Source organism: Priestia sp. YIM B13491, from assembly GCF_042787605.1.
Taxonomy (GTDB): domain Bacteria; phylum Bacillota; class Bacilli; order Bacillales; family Bacillaceae_H; genus Priestia; species Priestia megaterium_E.
Genome location: NZ_JBHZOR010000005.1, coordinates 169,877 through 189,050 on the forward strand (window position 1 = coordinate 169,877; position 19,174 = coordinate 189,050).

Here is a 19,174-nt window from a genome sequence, read left to right on the forward strand (position 1 = left end):
CTTTTTCGTCTGTCTCTTTACGAGTACTACTCTATTAACGAGTTATTTTCTATTGTGATTTCCCCTTCCTCACTCTTACAATAAAAAAGGGGAATGTAGAATGAACGTTCAATCGATTACAAAAGAACAAGCTTGGGAAGTCCGACATACCGTCATGTGGCCTGATAAAGATTTCAGTTATATTCAGCTGAAAGATGATCCATCAGGCATTCACTATGGACTGTTTGAAGAAGGAGAGTTAAAATCAGTTGCTTCTTTATTTATAACAGGGGATGAAGCTCAATTTCGAAAATTTGCTACTCTCAAAGAAGAACAAGGAAAAGGATATGGCAGTCGTCTACTAGAGGAGGTTTTTCTCAAAGCTAAGAACCTTGGGGTACGAAAGATCTGGTGTAACGCACGAGAAAATAAAGTCTCTTTTTATAAGGTGTTCAACATGAAAGAAACCACGCGTGTATTCACCAAATCTTCTACGCGCTATGTAGTAATGGAACTATTTTTTTAAGCAGCTAAAAAGCAGCGTGCGGAGGCACGCTGCTTTCACTTTACTGCTCTTGTTTAAGAGAGCCTATAATCTTAGTTTGGTTCAATCAATCCATATCGTCCATCTTTTCTTCGATATACAACGTTTGTAATGTTGGTCTCAGCGTTTGTAAATACAAAGAAACTATGTCCTAACATATTCATTTGCAAAATAGCCTCTTCGCTATCCATTGGTTTTAAGTTAAATCGTTTTGTACGAACTAGCTCTAATTCATCTTCTTCAGTTGCAACAGCTACGTTCGCTTCGCTTTCTAATGCTGCGAACAGATACTTCTCAGCGCCTTTTTCACGCATTTTTCGATTTACTTTTGTTTTATGTTTACGAATTTGACGCTCTAATTTATCTAGGACAAGATCGACAGCTGCGTATAAATCACTGTGTGTCTCTTCAGCTCTCAATACGAGATCATTCATTGGGATTGTGACTTCTATTTTTTGATCGTTATTGTAGACTTTTAAGTTTACATTTACGTCAGCAGTTGGTGTTTCGTCGAAATAACGCTCTAACTTACCAAGCTTTTTCTCTACGTATTCCCTAATTGCTGGAGTCACCTCAATGTTTTCACCGCGAATGTTATACATCATGTTCGAACTCCTCCTTTAATCCATTGCTATACCTCTACAATTCTACAATACCCGACACAATCCCTTCCTAAACTATTAAAATTTTTTGAAAATTTAGTGAAAATTTATGGAACCTGAGAAAAGTTTATGAAAAAACCAAAAAAATAGACCTTCTTCATAAGAAGAAGGGTTGTATTTTTTTACGCAGAATTAATTTTTTTTATCGTAAAACATCCCATCAAACGTTTTTATTTCGTAAGGGTTTACATAGCTGTTATTATGCTTTTTTTTCGCTTTTAGCAAACGGAGATCTACCATAATTTGATGCCGAATTAAGATGAGTTTTTGATCAATTTCCTTATTCATTTCGACAATTTTCTTACCCATCGATTCATTATCCCTATTTTTTGGCGGCAGTTTTTCTATGAGGTCACGTCTTTTTAATAGAAGATACTCTAACTTTTGAATACCTTCTTCTCGATTTTTGTCAGAAAATGTTTGAATAAGCCGATAAATCTCATCCGTTAGCTGATATAGGTCGTTAATCATCTTTATGCTTGACCGCCGCTTCCATGGACTTGCTGGCGGTGAAGCTGCACAACTTGCTTCCACGTATCGCGAAATTCTGTTACATATTGTTCGGCTTCATCCAAGCTTGCTGTGTCATTTTTTGTATTTGCTTCAATTAAACACTGGTTAATATAGTCATACATAGCCATCATAGACTTAGCAACTTGCACGTTTGTATCAAGAGTAATCATTAATTCTTGAATAATATTTTGTGCCTTTAACAGATTCGTATTTTTCAGCTCAATATTTTTTTCCTGTATGCCTGTTCGTGCAAGTTTGATAAATTTTAAACACCCGTTATACAGCATAAGCGTTAACTCTCCTGGAGAAGCAGTCTGAACAGCTCCTTGCTGATACGCTTGATATGGATTATTTGCTGCCATAAACGTTCACTCCTTCTTAACTAAAATATTGCGATAACTGCGCGCTTTGAGCATTTGCATTTTGAATGGCTTTTTCCATTGCTGTAAACTGCCGATAATACCGGTCCTCTACCTGTGTGAGCCTGCTTTCAAAACTAGTAATTTGGCTGTTTACGCTTTTTAAATTCCGCCCAAGCAAAAATTGTTCACTTGTCCACGTTGAACGGCCAGCGCGCTGCTCAACTTTGGATACGGTTTGAGTAATCGTATCTCGTAAACGTCGTACAATCCCTTTTTCACTTGTTGTACTTCCACTTTTCATAAATAAATCCATGACAGACTGCGGATCTTTTTCAATTGCTTCTTTTAATTTAGTTCCATCGCCTTCTATGACTAGCTTGCCTCGATCGCTATAGTTTGCACTAGTTGAAATACCGATGTCGGTTAGCTGCGAAAATGCTCCGCTCACTCCTGATACAGAGGCATACCAGTTGGAACGCATTTGGTTTAGGCCGCTTGATAGAATTGAGTCTCCTTTTAACAAACCGCTTTTTGCCTTATCATCCCACTGCTCAGCTTGTTTATCCGTTAGTTTTTCTCTTTCTTCATCAGTCAAAGGCTGATAGTTTCGGTCTCTTTCTTCCGTGATCTTTCCATTAATTTTCTCAATCAGTTCATTGTATTTGGTCACCAAATCTTTAATTGTATCAAATACTTTTTGCGTATCATTGCTTACGTTAACGCGCACATCTCCTGTGAAATTGTTTTGAAGGGTATAGGTAACGCCTCCCGTTGTAAATGTATTGGACTTACGAGTTGTTTCTAGACCGTTTAGCGTAAATTTTGCATCTGTTCCTTTGGCATTACCGGCGAGCTGTAAAAAGCCCGTCAAAAATCCTCCTAAAAAAACCATGTTTGAACCATCCGCACTATCAGCAGAAGATAAATTTCCCGTATCTTTACGAGTCATGACAACTTTATTTGTTCCTTCATCGAAAAAGGCTGAAATGCCTGCTTTTGAATTGCTGATTTGTGTAAGAACGGTATTTAATGAGGTGGAACCGTCAAACTCAAATGATGTACTGCCATCTTTATTATCACCCGTTGCTTTACCGTTGCTGTCATAAGTTGTAATAGAAAAGTTCAATACATTTTGCTGATACGAGAACGCTTCAATTGTGCTGCCGCTTGTTAATGTGGTACCAAATGTCATTTCACCTGTGTCTGCGTTAATAAATACTTCATTAGGATCTACTGTTCCTGCCTCAGTTCCTATTCTCACGCTATAACTGTTAGTCACACCTCCGGTGGTAACAGAGATAGACTGCAGAGTATTCCCTTCAGAAAGAGACCCTTTGGCTAGTTTTACTGTACTAGTATCAGCACTTAACGCTATAGCAGCTTGATCAATTGTTTTTTTAGTCCACATTCCTGTTCCCATCGAACCCCGTTGAGACCACAAGCTTTTCGTCGGATCAATACTAGAAGCAATACTGTTAGCGCTAATACTCTGCGCAGCAGTCGCCATTGTCACGTTTGAAAGAGTATAAGAAGCATTTGCTGCTGAGGAAGTAGCTGCTGCTTTTACTTTCGTTTCATCTGCTGAAGATACCGTTTTAGACGAATAAGAAGACTGCAAGGTCATATTAAAAGCGAGATTATTAAAGTCTGATAGAAGCAAGTTCATTGAGCGATAATCATCTCGCTGCCACTCTAACGTTTGCTTTTGTTTTTTCATTTTATCGATAGGCATTCGTTCAGCCTTCATTAAATCACTAACGATTTGATCAATATCCATTCCGCTTGCTAACCCACTTACTCTTACCACTTAGCATCACCACCGTTTTTTATTCATCTATTCATCAACTGTTAGCCATAAAATATGAGTACATTTTTTCAGATTTTCTTATTCGTTCATAGGTTCAACACTTCTTTATTTTGTATCGGTAAAACAAACATTTTTTTCATAGGTCAAATGGTGCAAGATAGAAAAAGCTCACTTATTTTTCTATAATAAGTGAGCTTTTTATTATTGGCCAAACAAGTTCAGTTTCTGGGATAAATCTCTTTGAATATCCTTAGGAATAAGGTACGGTGCTAGATTTATAATATCTCGTAACGAATCAATAGTTACAGAGGCAGATAAATTTATATATTCATCCGTTGTATCTGCTTGCTCAAACGAAATCGAATCTGGCAAATTATTGAGCAGAGTAATTTCATTCATTTCTTTATCGACCGTGACATCAGAAGCCTTATCAATATTTAAGCGATCCCATATAAGAGACATCGGAATCGGCATTCTTCCTAGATGCACGCTATTCACCTTTAAAACAAGCTTTCCATTTTCGGCATTTGGTGTTACGTCAACTACAAACTGTGATTCCATAAAAGATACTACATGTTTATTAATATAAAATTTTATATGTTCTGGAAGCAACTCGGCTTCTGCTCCGTCAATCGTTTCATCATTTTCGTAAAGGTAGCTGCGCAAATAATCATTAACATCGCTCTCGCTTAATCGGTATCCTAAAATAGGAGAGCCTCCGTTCAGTTCTAGCGACGTCGCATGAGCGGACTTTTCTTTTGCCAGTGAAGATAATGAAGCAGTCTGATCAAGTTTTTCAATATTTCTGACGGGACTAATAAAAAAATACAACCCAACTAAAAGGATAATAAATAGAAAAATAACAGCTATAAATTTTCTCAAACACACGCACCCTCTCAAACATTCTTCTTGGAATATAATACCGATTTCTCTTTTATCATACAAGATAAATAAGATGTATGTCGAAAACTTGTATAAAATGTACGTATATCCCCGACATCCCAAATGGCGAATAAGTCTATATCGAACAAATCAAGTCTATTTTGACTTAAAATACGTCAATTTTAGTAACTTAAAGTCGATTTTTATAGGAATTTGATAATTGGCACACTTCTTGCTTATTATAAAGGTAAGGGGAGGAATTTCTATTTATATTTTCAGAATTTACTTTATTTTCTAATAGTCTTTCGATAATTTTAAAGGAGTGAATACGATGGGAAACAAAACAGAATCACACGGAAAGTTAAAGCAACGTCACGTTTCCATGATTTCCATTGCAGGTATTATCGGAGCCGGCTTGTTTGTAGGAAGCGGATCCGTTATTAACGCAACAGGCCCAGCAGCAGTAGTTTCATATGCAGCAGCCGGACTGCTAGTCGTTCTATTGATGCGTATGCTCGGTGAGATGGCTATGGTAAACCCAGATAAAGGCTCATTCGCAACATATGCTCAGCAAGGAATTGGCGCGTGGGCAGGTTATGCTGTTGGATGGCTTTACTGGTTTTTCTGGCTAATTGTAATTGCGATTGAAGCCACTGCAGGAGGAGCAATTGTTCATGAATGGCTCCCTTCCGTACCAATTTGGCTTTTAAGCTTAATCTTAACCTTTGCATTAACTTTAACAAACTTGTTCTCTGTCAAATCATTTGGAGAATTTGAATATTGGTTTGCTATGATTAAAATTGTGGCAATCGTTGCTTTTATGGGAATCGGTTTAGCTATTATTTTCGGATTAATCCCAGGTACATCTTCACCTGGTCTAGCTAATTTAACGGGCCACGGAGGCTTTATGCCAAAAGGTACGAACTCTATCTTTTTAGGAGTTATTACCGTTATTTTCTCTTATTTCGGAGCTGAAATTGCGGCTATTGCAGCTAGTGAATCAGAAAATCCAGCAAAAGCTATCACAACTGCTATTCGTAGTGTCGTATGGCGAATTTTAATTTTCTATATTGGTTCAGTTGCTATTTTAGTAACTCTTTTACCTTGGAACTCAGCTGATTTACTAAAAAGTCCATATGTAACAATGTTGGAAATGGTCAATATCCCAGCAGCTGCACAAATTATGAATTTAGTCGTATTAGTATCCGTTTTGTCTTGCTTGAACTCTGCTTTGTATACGAACTCACGAATGATTTTATCATTAGCTCAAAAAGGACAAGCTCCTCGCGCTTTAGCAAAAGTAAGCAAATCAGGCGTGCCGGCAAGAGCTGTATGGATTAGCACAGCTGCCGCATATGTATGTGCTATCTTTAGCTTCGTTTCGCCGGATAAACTCTTTTTATTCTTAGTTAATGCATCAGGAGCCATCGCTCTTATTGTATATTTAGCTATCGCTATTTCTCACTTACGCCTGCGTAAGAAAATGAATCGAGCCAACCAGCCAATTAAAGGGATGAAAATGTGGTTGTTCCCGTATTTAACATACGTAACAATTGCTGTTATTACCGTGATCTTCTTATCAATGGCATTTATTGATTCGATGCGCTCACAGTTTTTCTTAACTCTTGGATTAACCGCTGTGGTTCTTCTTTCATACTCGTTCATCAAAAAAACAAACAACAAGCGACCTGACGATCAATTTTCCGAGTCAGAAAATATTGCAAAATAAAAAAGCCGCAGATGCGGCTTTTTTATTTTGCTTTTGATTATTTCTCAACCGATATGTCACGATGAAGATTTCGAAGCGGTTGAGGAGGGCAAATACGTCGCGTCGCGTAAGAAACGATAAAAATAGTTAACAACCCGCCTATCATCGCAAATGTACGAAACGGAAACATGACCACTCCGTCTTCAATCATCGGATACGGAAGCAGCGCTTTTAAATGAAGCAGCGGTTCTCCTCCACCTATTCGAAGAACAAGAGACACAATAAACCCAGCCAAAGATCCGTACCAGTTAGCTCCTTTAAAGAATAAAGCACAAACCAACTGCGGAAAAAGTATGCAATACACGAGGTCCCCTGATAAATACCATAAAGAGTAGACACTCTCAGAGTTTAAAGCAATTAGAGTTGCTCCCGTGCCAATGATAATGATAGAACGTTTAATAACTTTATCTAACTGCGCCTGTGTCGCATTTGGTTTTACAATCGGACGATACACGTTCCAGGCTGCCATCCCCGAAGCTGAAAGTAACGAAGCCGCTACTGCAGCCATGACGGCAGCAGCTAGTCCTCCAAGTGCAATCGCTCCTACTAAATCAGGCGTTAGATATTTAAATACATACGTTAAAATCATGGACGCGCTCTCAGGGCTTGACGCTCCAAATGAAGACCAGTCTGCACTATAACCTATCATCCCTATTAAAGTTGGAGGTAAGGCCGCTAACGCGCAAAAGATGCCGGCTGTAATAGATAGCCACATTGCTGCTTTTTCATTTTTAGCAGATAACACGCGCTGAAAATAAATTTGCCATGGAATACCACCAAAAATAAGTAAAAATGTGCTATCCCACCATTGCCAATATGTATTTCCCCATTTCGGATCTTCCCAGCCTTTTAATGGAGGAAATAAATGAAGAGAACCAGTCATACCTTCTGAATAAGTGGAAAAAACGGCTCCCACCCCTCCCGTATTCGAAAATGCAAAGGGAAGCACCAGAAATAGTCCTAAAAACATAATAGAAAGCTGTAAGATATCGGTATGTGCTACTGCCCACAGGCCGCCAATCACGGTGTATGCAATGGCAATAAGTGCGGAAAGAATGATGGAAATTGAAAAACTGAGGCCTAAAATCACACCGAATGTTGTTCCTAAAGCAGTTAAGATAGCTGCGCTCCAAAACAGCTCTCCCAGTATAGCCGGAAAATAAAGAACCGTAGCCATTTTCTTACCAAAACGAGATTCTAGAGGATCGAGCATTGTCATAAACTCAAATCTTCTCATCTTTCTAGCAAAAAAGATACCGCCTAAAATCAAGCTGATTGAATAACACCATGGCGCTTGCGTCCATGTCAGCCCTGAGGAATAAACGGTTTCGGCCGTTCCAGCAATATACCCTCCACCTACCCAAGTGGCGGTCATTGTGAACATCGAAATCCATAGCGGCATAGATCTTCCTGCAACAAGCATATCATCTGATTTTCCTTTTTTACTTGCAGCGGCTCGAGCACCAATAAAATAAATAACACCATACATAATGAACATTAAAATGAGGCCTGGCCAATAGAGATCTGGATTATAGAGAGAATAGATAAATGCGACAACCATAAAGATGGAAAATCCTATAATAGTTGTCCATAAGGGGGTTAGTAGACGGTTGTTCCTGTTTGATTTCCCTGAAAAGTCAGAAGTCTCATTCGACTTTTCAGGCCTGGCTTGTTGTGTGTCTGAACGAAATGGCTTTTTAGCATTTTGCATCGTCTCACATCCTTTAAATTGATAAAGAAATCTAAAGACATAATTGTCCTCTATTCCTTTTTCCTACCAGCATACAATTAAACCTAAAAATAGATTTTTTAGAATAAAATACAAATAGTTGGATTATAAATGCCAATGCGAAGGGGAGAAATTACGTTTATATAATTATATTAAAATAATTTAAATTGACCTTTTTTATTATTTCACTAAGAAATCATAATTATTTTCATCTTCCATCTAAACTCCTTTCTTAATTTCCACATTCAAAATCCTTTGTTTTTCAAGGTTTGTATGCAAGCAGATATAGTACTATGGTTAATATATCTGAATGTTTAGGATATTGTCAAAAAAGTTTGAGGGTTTTCATATAAAAAAAGAATAATATTCTCATAGCTCATACACAAAAAAACCTTTTGTATCAAGGGACATAGCAATCAGTGATTTTTTATCACTTTTTGTTAAATTTTTTCTTAATATCCGAATGATTAGTCTTTTACAGAGAAGATAATCTAATAAATTCAGAACATTTAGAGTTTTAGGATTTGACTAAATTAAATAACCGATGCTATAATTCGAATTGTTAAGAACGTTAAATATAAATTTAACAAATTCTATTATTTGGAGGTCGATGCTATTGGAACAAACACTTACGCTTGAAAAAATGCACATAAACGGCGAATGGGTTGAAGCACGCAGCGGCGAGAAAAGAGAGATTATAAATCCTTTTAATCAAGAGGTTATCGCTGTCGTTACAGAAGGAAATCGTGCTGATACTGTAGAAGCTATTGAAGCAGCTAGAAAAGCTTTTGATGCAGGTGAATGGTCTAAATTTACAGCGGTCCAAAGAGGTTCTTTACTATTTAAAGTAGCGGAAGAAATTCGTAATGATCGTGAAGAACTCGCTAAACTTGAAACCTTAAATACTGGAAAAACCCTCGTTGAAAGTCTGGCAGACATGGATGGGATTGCTGATGTCTTTCAATACTATGCTGGATTAGCAGATAAAGATGGTGGACAAATGATTGAGTCACCTAATCCCGATTCTGTTAGCCGCGTTGTCCGCGAACCTGTAGGTGTATGCAGCCAAATTACTCCTTGGAATTACCCTTTATTGCAAGCCTCTTGGAAATTGGCTCCGGCACTTGCTGCTGGGAATACAATTGTTATTAAACCAAGCGAAATCACCCCTTTAACAACTATTCATATGACGAAAATTTTTGAAAGAGTTGGCTTTCCAGCAGGCGTCATTAACATTGTACTCGGCCCGGGTGCGACGGTTGGACAAGAAATGGCAGAAAGTCACTTAGTAGATTTAGTTTCCTTTACAGGTGGCGGTGTATCTGGACGTAAAGTCATGCAGGCTGCCGCAGGCAACTTTAAAAAAATCGCTCTTGAACTCGGTGGGAAAAATCCGAATATCGTCTTTGCTGATGCTGACTTTGACACTGCGGTTGACTATGCATTAAATGCGGTCTTCTTTCATGCTGGTCAAGTTTGTTCAGCTGGTGCGAGATTACTCGTTCAAGATGATATTCACGATAAATTTATTTCAGCAGTTATTGAACAAGCCAAAAAAATTAAGCTAGGAGACGGCATGGACGAAGCCACTCAAATGGGACCCGTTATCTCAAAAGAGCATCTAGCTAAAGTAGAGCATTACATTGAGCTTGGCAAACAAGAAGGTGCTTCCCTTGTTTTAGGAGGCAAACGTCCAACTCAAGAGTCTTTACAAAAAGGTTTATTCATTGAACCAACTATTTTCACAGACTGTCATGGAGATATGAAAGTTGTCCAAGAAGAGTCATTTGGTCCAATTATGACCATTGAGCGCTTCAGCACCGAAGAAGAAGCGGTGGCACTTGCTAACGATACAATCTATGGATTAGCTGGAGCCGTTTGGACAAGTGATATGAATCGAGCTGAACGTGTAGTAAAAGCACTCCGTATGGGAACAACTTGGATTAACGATTATCATCCCTACTTCCCGCAGGCTCCTTGGGGAGGATATAAGCAATCTGGGATTGGAAGAGAGCTTAGCCACATTGGGCTAGAAGAATATACGGAAATTAAACATATTTATACGAATACAAATCCACAGCCAATGCGCTGGTTTCAATAAAATTCAAGGGGGAATGTAAAGATGTTTATGCGATTTGAAAGAATGGAACGTTTAAAAAGTTTTGAGATGCCAACGGTTGTAAAACATGGAATTGGTGCTGTTAAGCATACTGGAGAAGAAGTAAAAAACCTAGGTGTATCTAAGGTTTTACTAGTAACAGATCCTGGTGTAAAAAAAGTAGGCTTAGCAGACCCTGTAATCGCTAGTTTAAAAGAAGCGGACGTAGACGTTATTTTATTTGACCAAGTAGAAGCCAACCCTTCTATTCACGTAGTAGCAGACGGCACAAAAATGTACAAAGAAAATGGATGCAACGGATTAGTAGCTGTTGGAGGCGGAAGCTCAATGGATACGGCAAAAGCTATTGGTGTAGAAGTAGCTCATAATGCTCCCGTCTTAGATTATGAAGCAGCTGAAGGAAAAAAACCTTTAACAAAACGTATTCCTCCTTTAACAACCATTCCTACAACTGCGGGTACAGGAAGTGAAGTCACACAATGGGCTGTCATTACAGATCCTGTTCGTGAGTTTAAGTTTAATACAGGTGGACCTTTAATTGCTGCTCACTTAACAATTATTGATCCAGAACTGCACGTATCTATGCCTTCACATATTACGGCCGGTACAGGAATTGACGCATTAGCTCATGCAATTGAATGTTATACATGTCACTTTGCACAACCAATGACAGACTCTGTTGCTTTATTGGCTATTGAGTACGTTGGAAAATACTTACGACGTGCAGTTGCAAATGGACAGGACATCGAAGCACGCTATGGAATGGCGCATGCGGCTATGCTTGCTGGCCTTTCATATGGAAGTGAATCTGCAGGAGCAGCTCACGCGATGGCACAAACATTAGGAGGCATTTATCCAATTGCCCATGGCCCTTGCGTAGCAGCTATGCTAGGTCCTGTAATGGAATATAACTGGATGGGCGAGCCTGAAAAATTTGCGCGCATAGCTCAAGCTTTAGGAGTTAATACACATGAATTAACGCTTGAAGAAGCAGCTCAAGCAGCTGTTCGTGAAGTATATCAACTAGTTAAAGATGTACAAATCCCTTCTTTAGAAGAACAAGGTGTTCCAAAAGAAGCAGTTTCTCGCTTAGCTCAAGAAGCATTTAATGATCCACAAACGGTTGGTAACCCTCGTGATCTAACTGTAAAAAGTTACGAATGGATTTATAATCGCTGTTTTGAAGCTACACCATTAACCGTATAAAAATAATAAAAAGGCTGTTGATTTTTCAACAGCCTTTTTTATTTACTCTTTCGCTAATTCTTCATTTAAAATATCGATGATTCTTCGGTCGTCAAAAACTTTTACTACTTTTTTCAAGAAATGATAATAATGTTTGGACTCTATAATCTGCGCTAAATTACGCTTTGCTTTTACTGCGATCTCCTCAGGTACATCTTCATCATTTAAGAGAATCTGCAGCTTGTTTTCTGCTTCTTCGATTGCCTCTAAATTAACTGAAATTTCTCTTTGCCACTTCTTACAGAAAAATGAAAAAAAGGACTTAGAAAAATCTTTTTCTGCTTCATATAAGTCTTTTCGAACGCCTTTTTTCCACACTTTGTGAACCATATCAATATTTTGCAGTGAACGAATGGATGTACTCATCGTTGGTTTACTCATACCCAATTCTTCACTCATTTGATCTAACGTAACCGGCTCATCCATAAAATAAAGCATGCCATACAGCCTTCCTACTGAAGGTGTGACACCATATAAATCCATCGTATCAGCTAAAGCGCTGACAACCACATCTTCTGCTTCTTTTAATAAATCATGATACTCTTGAACATCACTCATTTACTCTTCTCCTCTTTTGTTAAATTTATTTGAATTATACTTAATAAATTTAATGATACACGATAAAAAGGAAAAAAACAGAAATTCAGTTCAATTTTTTGATAAAAAAAGAAGCCTTCTCTTAAAGAGAAAGGCTTAAGACATAGTGGGGAATACTATATGTTTATCTTTCCCGATTTAGATATTATTTATACCGTATATTTTTGATTATTTTCAAACTGATCGTTTTATTTCTTTTTCGGTAATTGTTTCAGCATATCAATAGCATGTAATGTAATTTGAGAAGCACTTTTATTTTCGTTACGTATTTCTTCATAAATCTCTTGTCTATGAATATCTACAGACTTTGGAGCTTGAATTCCTAACTTTACTTGATCACCATTAACTGCAAGGACGGTCACTTCAATTTCATCACCTATTTTGATTGTTTCATTTAACTTTCGTGTTAAAACAAGCATGGACTCACTCCTTATCTATTCCTCTTACTCAAATAACCTGTGCTTCGTTTCGTAAGCTGTATTCATTAAAATCACTTGCTTAGCAAGCTGTTGCTTTGTATTAATAATAACAGGAGCCTGCAAATTAGCTGTTATATTTTCCACAGAATCTGACATCGTAAGCAATACGTAAACAGCTGCATCTTCCGCCTGTTGTAATTGAAGCTTTTCGATTTCCTGAGGTTCTAGTTGAAAATCATAATCTAAAAAAAACTGAAATGGATCCGTGATAATAAAAGCTAATTCTTTGGTTTGAATAGACTGCAGAACTTGGAAAGCTTCGGCTTCGGGAAGTGGTAAAATAACGAATTCAGTTTCTTCCAAAAAACCTGGAATCCCTTGATTGAATGTCAGTGTTTGCTGATTATCTATTTCTATATCTCCATGGTAGCTTGTTGAAATTTTCATCTCATCACACCTTTGTTAATTGATTTTTTCTTGTTATCTTTTTCCATTGTAAAAAAGTTCCTTCTGTTTAGAAGGAACTTTTTAACGCAAGAAATCTAGCAGCGTAGGCTGAATAATTTGAGCCCCTACTCCCAAAGCAGCACGATGTACGCTTTCTTGTACGGTTAAATCCGTAATGACTTTTTCAATATCTGCATCTTCATTATTTGAAAGCATCTTAGTAGCCGTAATTTCCTGTGAATCAAGGCGGTTTTCGATCAGCTCAAGCCGATTGCTCCTTGCTCCCAATTCAGATCGCTCCGCTAATAGCGTAGACAGCTGCGTATCTACCTTTGTAGAGAGATCTTTTAGTGAGTTGACATCGTTTTGTTCAAAAGCTGTTTGAACATTGTTCATTAAGTCGAATGCACCTTGTCCAAAAATGTTTTCAGGATGAATATTGACTCTCAGCTGGATACCTTTTGATACTTCAACTGAAAAAGGATCCAGGTTAATGTTCGATTCTATTATACCGCTTGCATTCTCACTTATAGGCGGTGCTCCTACATTTACACCGTTAAAGATATAGTTTCCTGCCACCTGCGTATTCCCTACTTGCATATAATCCAGCTTTAACTGTTCAATTTCACGTGCAATTGCTTGGCGATCATCACTTTCATTCGTATCGTTTAACCCTTGCACGACCAGCTCTTTGGTGCGCTGAAGAATGGAGTTGACTTGTTCAAGTCCAGATTCTGAACTATCAAACCAAGACTGAGCTTCTGTTAAATTACGTTTATATTGATTTACTTCAGAAAGATTCGAACGATAAGCCATTCCTTTAGTAGCCACTACCGGATCATCTGAAGGACGAGTAATTTTCTTCCCCGTTGATAATTGGTTTTGAAGTGTTTCCAGCTTATTATAGCTATTGCTAATCTGTTTTAACGAATTAGCCGCTAACATTCCTTGTGTGACACGCATCTTTACCTTCCTCCAGTTCCAAGACCGTTTACAATTTTATCAAGCATTTCATCAATCATAGTCACCATACGGGCACTAGCGTTATATGCATGCTGAAACTGAATCATATTGGTCATCTCTTCATCTAATGAAACTGCACTGGTAGACTGGCGCCTTTGCTCCACAGCTCCCTGGAGAGTTTCTGAATTGCTTTTTAAGCGGTTGGCTTGTTGGGCATCTACTGACATTTGGCCAATAACAGATTGATAAAAGCCATCTAGGGAAACAGCTTCATTCCCGGAATTAATAAGCACCTTTTGACGAAATTGAGACAATAGCTGAGCATTTTGTCCATCTCCTTTGCGGCCAGTTCCATCATCTCCAGAAGAGGCCGAAGAAGCAGCTGCAATATTGTTTGTGTTTTGTTTGATTTTATCAGCAATAACAATTCCAGTTGCAGCCCCTTCTTTCTGAGAAATCTCATTAAAAAAGGACATACCAGTTTCACCGTCTAGCGTGACACCTTGTTGGTGCTTATCATTAAACCAGTTCACAAACTCATATGCCATTTCATCTAAATCATTAATCATTGAAGCGTAAACACCTGTTTTATTACCACTATTATCTATATATCCAGAAGCCTCAATTAACCCTTTAAGTTTTCCTTGAGGAAATGACTCGGGATTTCGTATCTCATCCCCTATATGAATTTCCGTTACATAGGAATCTTGATTTGTTGTCAAACTGATGGCATTTACTTGATGAGTTTTTCCATCTAAAAGAGTAATAGGCCCTTGAGACGTTTGAAGCTGAACCGTTACCACTCCTTCTGACGTTGCAGAAGCGTTCCCGCTGCTTTTTGTATACTCTAAAGAAACCGGCATAAATTTAGAAATCTCATCTAACAGCCGATCTCTTTCATCATACAAATCATTAGGCAAATAGCCATTCGGTTCTACCTTTTGTATCTGTTGGTTCACGTTATTTATTTGCTCTAGCAAAGAATTCACTTGTGTTACGGCTACGTCACGCTCGTTTTGCAAATCACCTTGAATCGTTTTTAGAGAAGTAGATAAATAAGAGAAAGTATCGCCTACTGCTTCAGCTCGTTCAATCATAACAGACCTGGCTCCTGCTTCTGAAGGGTGTGAAGCTACATCTTGAATGGATTCAAAAAGTTGATTAAAAACAGCTGAAAGTCCATCTTCAGTAGGTTCATTCATAATTTCCTCCATTTTTTCAAGAGCACCAGCGCGCGCATCCCAATACTCCACTTTAATGGTTTCATCTCGATACTGGGTATCTAAAAATGTATCACGTATTCGCTCTACCGTGCTGGCTTCTACTCCCATTCCTATTTGACCCGCAGTTCCAGTCTGATTCATCCCTGGGGCTGGATAAGCTGGGAACGTTTCTAAACTTACTCGCTGACGCGTATAGCCCGGCGTATTTGCATTAGATACGTTATGGCCAATCGTGTAAAGAGCCGCTTGTTGGGCATCCATTCCTCGCTTAGCCACCTGCAAACCATGAAATGTTGAACTCATTCTGCTTTCCTCCGTTCTTTATGCCTTCGAATTAAAAATAGAATTGGACTGAAACGATCTATTATTTGTTTTTGTGTAATTGAACGAATCCTCTCGTTTCGATGGAACAAGAAGGTCTAGTTCGGTATGAATCAGCTGCAAAGACTGTGTAAGCAGCTGATTGTTCAAGTCATTTGCATACTTTATATCTTGAATTATATCTATTAGCTGTTTTTGAAAGGGTATCAAGATGGAGTATTCAGAGAATGAGCCTGCTATTTCTTCAATGGAGCGAGCAGCATGTCCGCTTTTTTCCATCGCTTCTATACGTTTTGTTTCCAGTGCAGAAATAGCAGCTATATGAGATTGCTCTTTTTGCAAAGAAGCCGTGAGTGCCTTTACATCTTGTTTAATAATAAAATTTGTTTTCTCTTTAACAATGACAGACAAACTTTTGTGAAGCGTTACTTGTTTTTCTAGGATCGTTTGAATTTCTTGCACGTTCAATCAATGTCAGTCCTTTTATTTTTTATAGAAATCTACAATACTTTTAGCAATTTCTTTTCCGTTAATTTCGTACGTTCCGCTGTTAATTTGCTGTTTTAGTTTCTCCAATTTTTCAAGTCTTTCTGGAGATGGTTCATTTCCCTGAAGTTTCTTCGCCTCAGATGAAATATGAATCTGATCTTGTGAATTCTTTTTAGAGACCTGTTCTGTTTTTTCTGATTGTTTTTTGTACGGATTTATTCCAAATAAGTTCGATGGGTTAATCTTCATCTCTCTCACCTCTTTTTATATTTGTATCCGTTATCTCTATTCATTATATCGGAATTTCCATCTAAACCTTTAGCATCGGCAAGGAAGTTGAGACCATTTTCACAGTCCTCCTTAAACATAGGTCTATAGATAGAGGACGTGCAAACACTCAGCACACTTTTACTCTTTTTTCCTTTCGTTAGAACGATAGGTGGGACGCGTCAGCTCTTCATTTGAACGAATCATCTCACGATTATGCTTTTCTAAACCATGTTTAATTTCTTGAGAGCATGAATGACAAAGTTTACCTTCTCGAATCTGAGCGTTGCATTGCATGCATGGATAGCTTATATTTGGAAAATTAGTTAGCACTAAGCGACCTTGTCGAATAAATTGGTGAATTAACGAATCTGAAACGCCCGTTTCTTTCATCACTTCGTAAGTCGTTGCTGTACGATTTGCTCGTTTCTTTAAGAATGAAGAAACACGTTGAAACAGAGCTTCTTCTTTGTCAAAACATGATTTACATATGTTTATTGATCCACTTTTTACAAATAAATGACCGCATTCCCTGCAATTATCTAACGTTCCCATATTCGAAACTCCTCATTTGTTTTTTATTTTACTATCGGTCAAAGTTTTAAATTATACATCTTCATGCACGAATTAAAGTGAGCGAACGAACTGAACGTGCACCAGCTTCCTGCAAGCAATTTGCCGCTTGGCGCACGGTTGCTCCTGTTGTATAAATGTCATCAATCAAGAGAAATTCTTGATTCGTAACCATTGAGGAATCGACTACTTTAAATTCCAGCCTTTCTGCCAGCCGACTTCGCCTATTTTTTTTTGATTGCTTTGTTCCTGAACAGCGAACAAGAGGCATTTCTATGTTGTCACTGATCAGTTCAGCTAGCGCTAAAGATTGGTTAAACCCTCTCTCATATAATCTCTCGTCCGTTAAAGGTATAGGAACTAGTATAGCTTTTGGATTACATTCTTTTTTATAGAACTTATACCACTGCTCCTTGAATGCTTGGATAATTTCATAATCTCCTTGAAATTTAAAACGTTCTATTATGCTTTGCATAAAATCATTGTACGTATAAAGAGAACGGTTAAAAAAAGAAGCATCATTCCATTTCTGACAGTCCATACATGTGTCTAGCTCATAATGAGAAGGAGCCAGGTCTCCAAGAGAACGGCCGCATCCTCTGCAAATGCTACTGGTGATGATGGGACATCTTTGCAAGCAAACAGCGCAAATCCTGTCCGTTGAAGAAGGTTTTAACAATGACCTCCAATCGAAAGAAGAGACAAGAGGTTCAAAACAAATCAGACATATTGTCATTGATCAATCAGCCCTTCCTTATAAGCTAGAGCATTCATATATTCAATATGTTCTTTTGCTTTTCGCATAGACAGAGACTGCCCATAATGAAAAAAGACCACGTCTCCTGTTGGAAATTGAGCGCTCCTCCCTACTCTTCCTGAAATTTGAACAAGAGCACTTTCAGTAAAAATCGTTTCTTCTGCTCCCAATACTGCAACATCTATGTTGGGAACCGTTACGCCTCGCTCTAATATTGTTGTCGTTACTAAAATAACTAGCTGTCCTTCTCTAAATTTCATTACTTTTTCTTTTCGCTGGGAATCTTCAGCATGGACACCGTCTACCTTTTCGGTCAGCTTTCGAATCATGTCTGTGATGGGAGCAATCCACTTAATTTGCGGGACGAAGATAAAGCATTGTTTTCCTTCCTCTATTCTTTTTTTCAGCCATTTCTCAACATTAGCAGGCAAAGTATCTGTTTTCATTTTTTTCTTCCAATTGCCACACCGTTCAAATCGAGGAACAGGAATAAGCATTCGGTGATAGCGGGCTGGAATTTTAACTACTTGTTTTTTTCCTTGCTCAACTTCTTTTTTTAATGATTCACTTGGAGTCGCTGTTAAATAAATCTTTGATGCAGCGTGTTTAGCTGCTTTTGCAACAGCATAGTGCAGCATAGGCTCTGTCGAATACGGGAATGCATCTACTTCGTCAATAATCAGCACATCGAATGCTTGATAATAATGCAGAAGTTGATGAGTGGTGGAAATAATAAGAGAGGATTCATGAAAACGGTCTTCGCTGCCTCCATACATAGCCAGCACAGACATATCCGGAAATGCCGATTGAATTCTTGGCTTTAACTCAATAACCACATCTGTTCTTGGAGTAGCAATACAGACTTTCTTTCCGCTGTTCAACGCTGATTCAATACCTTTAAATAAAATTTCCGTTTTTCCTGCTCCGCAAACAGCCCAAATTAACAGCTCTTCATCCTTTTTTATAGCTTGAATGAGTTCATTTGAAGCACGTTCTTGAGCTTTAGACAGCGTTCCTTTCCAATTCATCACGCTGCTTTTTGGCAGGACATTGCTTGCTGGTCCTTCCCAGTTTATAAAGGGTGTGCACTCACTTACTTTGCCCATTACAATACATGCTCGGCAATAGTAGCACTCCTGGTGACATCTACTGCATGGAAATGAAGCAAAATAAAAGGGACTATCACTTCCACACCGGTTGCATTTATATCCGTTTTCTTTCTGGGTAAGTGCTTTTTGATAGGAAATATATCCGTTTAGATAATGTTCATGAATGAGGGATAAAGGATAGGGAGTCTGAGTTAGTAGAAGCTGCTTTCCGCTTAGAGAGCGCTGAAGGCCTAAAGAGTAGGAGTATGAAGGATTTAAAGGTGGAGTTCTCCACGTATCGATTTTTGAGAGAGGAAAAGCAGCTAGGCTAGGTACTTGAACGGGATTTAGCAATTCTTGTTTAACAGTAAAAAGCATATCTTCATTCCTTTCCATGTTTATCGTACACATCTATATACG

The 19,174-nt window shown here is 38.2% G+C and carries 20 protein-coding genes; 4 read left to right on the forward strand and 16 right to left on the reverse strand.

Translation table 11 applies throughout. The features are described 5' to 3' along the window. The first annotated feature begins 100 nt into the window (after positions 1-100). On the forward strand, positions 101-505 hold the full coding sequence (locus ACFX4E_RS19385; RefSeq protein ID WP_098578872.1) for a GNAT family N-acetyltransferase: 405 nt from the start codon (positions 101-103) through the stop codon (positions 503-505). Positions 506-576: 71 nt separating this feature from the next. Here ACFX4E_RS19385 and hpf read toward each other — a convergent pair whose 3' ends face one another. The 5 genes from hpf to ACFX4E_RS19410 all read right to left on the reverse strand — a co-directional run bounded on the left by hpf (position 577) and on the right by ACFX4E_RS19410 (position 4,749). Then, positions 577-1,128, reverse strand: coding sequence for a ribosome hibernation-promoting factor, HPF/YfiA family (gene hpf, locus ACFX4E_RS19390; protein ID WP_013059750.1), 552 nt, complete (start codon positions 1,126-1,128; stop codon positions 577-579). 189 nt (positions 1,129-1,317) lie between these two features. Next, on the reverse strand, positions 1,318-1,656 hold the full coding sequence (gene fliT / locus ACFX4E_RS19395; protein ID WP_098333921.1) for a flagellar protein FliT: 339 nt from the start codon (positions 1,654-1,656) through the stop codon (positions 1,318-1,320). 2 nt (positions 1,657-1,658) lie between these two features. Continuing rightward, the gene (gene fliS / locus ACFX4E_RS19400; protein ID WP_025752547.1) at positions 1,659-2,060 is read right to left on the reverse strand and encodes a flagellar export chaperone FliS; all 402 of its coding nucleotides are present in this window, start codon (positions 2,058-2,060) and stop codon (positions 1,659-1,661) included. Between the two features lie 16 nt (positions 2,061-2,076). Further along, on the reverse strand, positions 2,077-3,867 hold the full coding sequence (gene fliD, locus ACFX4E_RS19405) for a flagellar filament capping protein FliD (RefSeq protein ID WP_377238079.1): 1,791 nt from the start codon (positions 3,865-3,867) through the stop codon (positions 2,077-2,079). A gap of 201 nt (positions 3,868-4,068) precedes the next feature. Further along, positions 4,069-4,749 (reverse strand): hypothetical protein, encoded by a 681-nt coding sequence (locus tag ACFX4E_RS19410; protein WP_028409668.1) that lies wholly within the window; start codon positions 4,747-4,749, stop codon positions 4,069-4,071. A 331-nt stretch (positions 4,750-5,080) separates the two neighbouring features. Here ACFX4E_RS19410 and ACFX4E_RS19415 point away from each other — a divergent pair, with 331 nt between their 5' ends. After that, positions 5,081-6,478: an amino acid permease gene (locus ACFX4E_RS19415; RefSeq protein ID WP_013059755.1), complete on the forward strand. Its 1,398-nt coding sequence runs from the start codon at positions 5,081-5,083 to the stop codon at positions 6,476-6,478. A 37-nt stretch (positions 6,479-6,515) separates the two neighbouring features. Here ACFX4E_RS19415 and ACFX4E_RS19420 read toward each other — a convergent pair whose 3' ends face one another. Continuing rightward, positions 6,516-8,228, reverse strand: a complete 1,713-nt coding sequence (locus ACFX4E_RS19420) for a high affinity choline transporter 1 (protein ID WP_028409669.1) — start codon at positions 8,226-8,228, stop codon at positions 6,516-6,518. A 628-nt stretch (positions 8,229-8,856) separates the two neighbouring features. Between ACFX4E_RS19420 and betB the strand changes: the two genes are divergently transcribed. Together betB and gbsB are read left to right on the forward strand one after the other, a co-directional pair. After that, positions 8,857-10,347, forward strand: a complete 1,491-nt coding sequence (gene betB / locus ACFX4E_RS19425) for a betaine-aldehyde dehydrogenase (protein ID WP_176526129.1) — start codon at positions 8,857-8,859, stop codon at positions 10,345-10,347. Positions 10,348-10,368: 21 nt separating this feature from the next. Then, on the forward strand, positions 10,369-11,571 hold the full coding sequence (gene gbsB, locus ACFX4E_RS19430; protein WP_016765895.1) for a choline dehydrogenase: 1,203 nt from the start codon (positions 10,369-10,371) through the stop codon (positions 11,569-11,571). Between the two features lie 42 nt (positions 11,572-11,613). Here gbsB and cudC read toward each other — a convergent pair whose 3' ends face one another. The 10 genes from cudC to ACFX4E_RS19480 form a co-directional block, all read right to left on the reverse strand. Further along, positions 11,614-12,168 carry a choline uptake/conversion transcriptional regulator CudC gene (cudC, locus tag ACFX4E_RS19435; RefSeq protein ID WP_028409671.1) on the reverse strand — a complete coding sequence of 185 codons (555 nt, stop codon included), beginning with the start codon at positions 12,166-12,168 and terminating at the stop codon, positions 11,614-11,616. Between the two features lie 227 nt (positions 12,169-12,395). After that, the gene (gene csrA, locus ACFX4E_RS19440; protein WP_013085431.1) at positions 12,396-12,626 is read right to left on the reverse strand and encodes a carbon storage regulator CsrA; all 231 of its coding nucleotides are present in this window, start codon (positions 12,624-12,626) and stop codon (positions 12,396-12,398) included. Between the two features lie 24 nt (positions 12,627-12,650). Further along, a complete protein-coding gene (gene fliW, locus ACFX4E_RS19445) occupies positions 12,651-13,073 on the reverse strand; it encodes a flagellar assembly protein FliW (protein WP_050690875.1) in 423 nt (140 codons plus the stop codon). 81 nt (positions 13,074-13,154) lie between these two features. Beyond that, positions 13,155-14,036: a flagellar hook-associated protein FlgL gene (gene flgL, locus ACFX4E_RS19450; protein ID WP_098333916.1), complete on the reverse strand. Its 882-nt coding sequence runs from the start codon at positions 14,034-14,036 to the stop codon at positions 13,155-13,157. A gap of 2 nt (positions 14,037-14,038) precedes the next feature. Further along, positions 14,039-15,562 (reverse strand): flagellar hook-associated protein FlgK, encoded by a 1,524-nt coding sequence (gene flgK, locus ACFX4E_RS19455; protein ID WP_377259164.1) that lies wholly within the window; start codon positions 15,560-15,562, stop codon positions 14,039-14,041. 18 nt (positions 15,563-15,580) lie between these two features. Continuing rightward, the gene (locus tag ACFX4E_RS19460; RefSeq protein WP_223269021.1) at positions 15,581-16,042 is read right to left on the reverse strand and encodes a flagellar protein FlgN; all 462 of its coding nucleotides are present in this window, start codon (positions 16,040-16,042) and stop codon (positions 15,581-15,583) included. 21 nt (positions 16,043-16,063) lie between these two features. Further along, positions 16,064-16,318, reverse strand: coding sequence for a flagellar biosynthesis anti-sigma factor FlgM (gene flgM, locus ACFX4E_RS19465; RefSeq protein WP_028409676.1), 255 nt, complete (start codon positions 16,316-16,318; stop codon positions 16,064-16,066). 159 nt (positions 16,319-16,477) lie between these two features. Next, positions 16,478-16,891 (reverse strand): TIGR03826 family flagellar region protein, encoded by a 414-nt coding sequence (locus tag ACFX4E_RS19470; RefSeq protein ID WP_098333914.1) that lies wholly within the window; start codon positions 16,889-16,891, stop codon positions 16,478-16,480. Between the two features lie 61 nt (positions 16,892-16,952). Continuing rightward, the gene (locus tag ACFX4E_RS19475; protein ID WP_253351967.1) at positions 16,953-17,588 is read right to left on the reverse strand and encodes a ComF family protein; all 636 of its coding nucleotides are present in this window, start codon (positions 17,586-17,588) and stop codon (positions 16,953-16,955) included. Between the two features lie 53 nt (positions 17,589-17,641). Then, positions 17,642-19,150: an ATP-dependent helicase ComFA gene (locus tag ACFX4E_RS19480; protein WP_377259161.1), complete on the reverse strand. Its 1,509-nt coding sequence runs from the start codon at positions 19,148-19,150 to the stop codon at positions 17,642-17,644. Positions 19,151-19,174 lie beyond the last annotated feature (24 nt).

Coding starts and splice junctions, on each gene's coding strand:
- csrA (WP_013085431.1), bottom strand. CDS start 12,626: ATGCTTGTTTTAACACGAAAGTTAAATGAAACAATCAAAATAGGTGAT.
- cudC (WP_028409671.1), bottom strand. CDS start 12,168: ATGAGTGATGTTCAAGAGTATCATGATTTATTAAAAGAAGCAGAAGAT.
- ACFX4E_RS19420 (WP_028409669.1), bottom strand. CDS start 8,228: ATGCAAAATGCTAAAAAGCCATTTCGTTCAGACACACAACAAGCCAGG.
- gbsB (WP_016765895.1), top strand. CDS start 10,369: ATGTTTATGCGATTTGAAAGAATGGAACGTTTAAAAAGTTTTGAGATG.
- ACFX4E_RS19480 (WP_377259161.1), bottom strand. CDS start 19,150: ATGGAAAGGAATGAAGATATGCTTTTTACTGTTAAACAAGAATTGCTA.
- ACFX4E_RS19415 (WP_013059755.1), top strand. CDS start 5,081: ATGGGAAACAAAACAGAATCACACGGAAAGTTAAAGCAACGTCACGTT.
- hpf (WP_013059750.1), bottom strand. CDS start 1,128: ATGATGTATAACATTCGCGGTGAAAACATTGAGGTGACTCCAGCAATT.
- ACFX4E_RS19385 (WP_098578872.1), top strand. CDS start 101: ATGAACGTTCAATCGATTACAAAAGAACAAGCTTGGGAAGTCCGACAT.
- flgL (WP_098333916.1), bottom strand. CDS start 14,036: ATGCGTGTCACACAAGGAATGTTAGCGGCTAATTCGTTAAAACAGATT.
- fliW (WP_050690875.1), bottom strand. CDS start 13,073: ATGAAAATTTCAACAAGCTACCATGGAGATATAGAAATAGATAATCAG.
- flgK (WP_377259164.1), bottom strand. CDS start 15,562: ATGAGTTCAACATTTCATGGTTTGCAGGTGGCTAAGCGAGGAATGGAT.
- flgM (WP_028409676.1), bottom strand. CDS start 16,318: ATGAAGATTAACCCATCGAACTTATTTGGAATAAATCCGTACAAAAAA.
- ACFX4E_RS19470 (WP_098333914.1), bottom strand. CDS start 16,891: ATGGGAACGTTAGATAATTGCAGGGAATGCGGTCATTTATTTGTAAAA.
- fliT (WP_098333921.1), bottom strand. CDS start 1,656: ATGATTAACGACCTATATCAGCTAACGGATGAGATTTATCGGCTTATT.
- betB (WP_176526129.1), top strand. CDS start 8,857: ATGCTATTGGAACAAACACTTACGCTTGAAAAAATGCACATAAACGGC.
- fliS (WP_025752547.1), bottom strand. CDS start 2,060: ATGGCAGCAAATAATCCATATCAAGCGTATCAGCAAGGAGCTGTTCAG.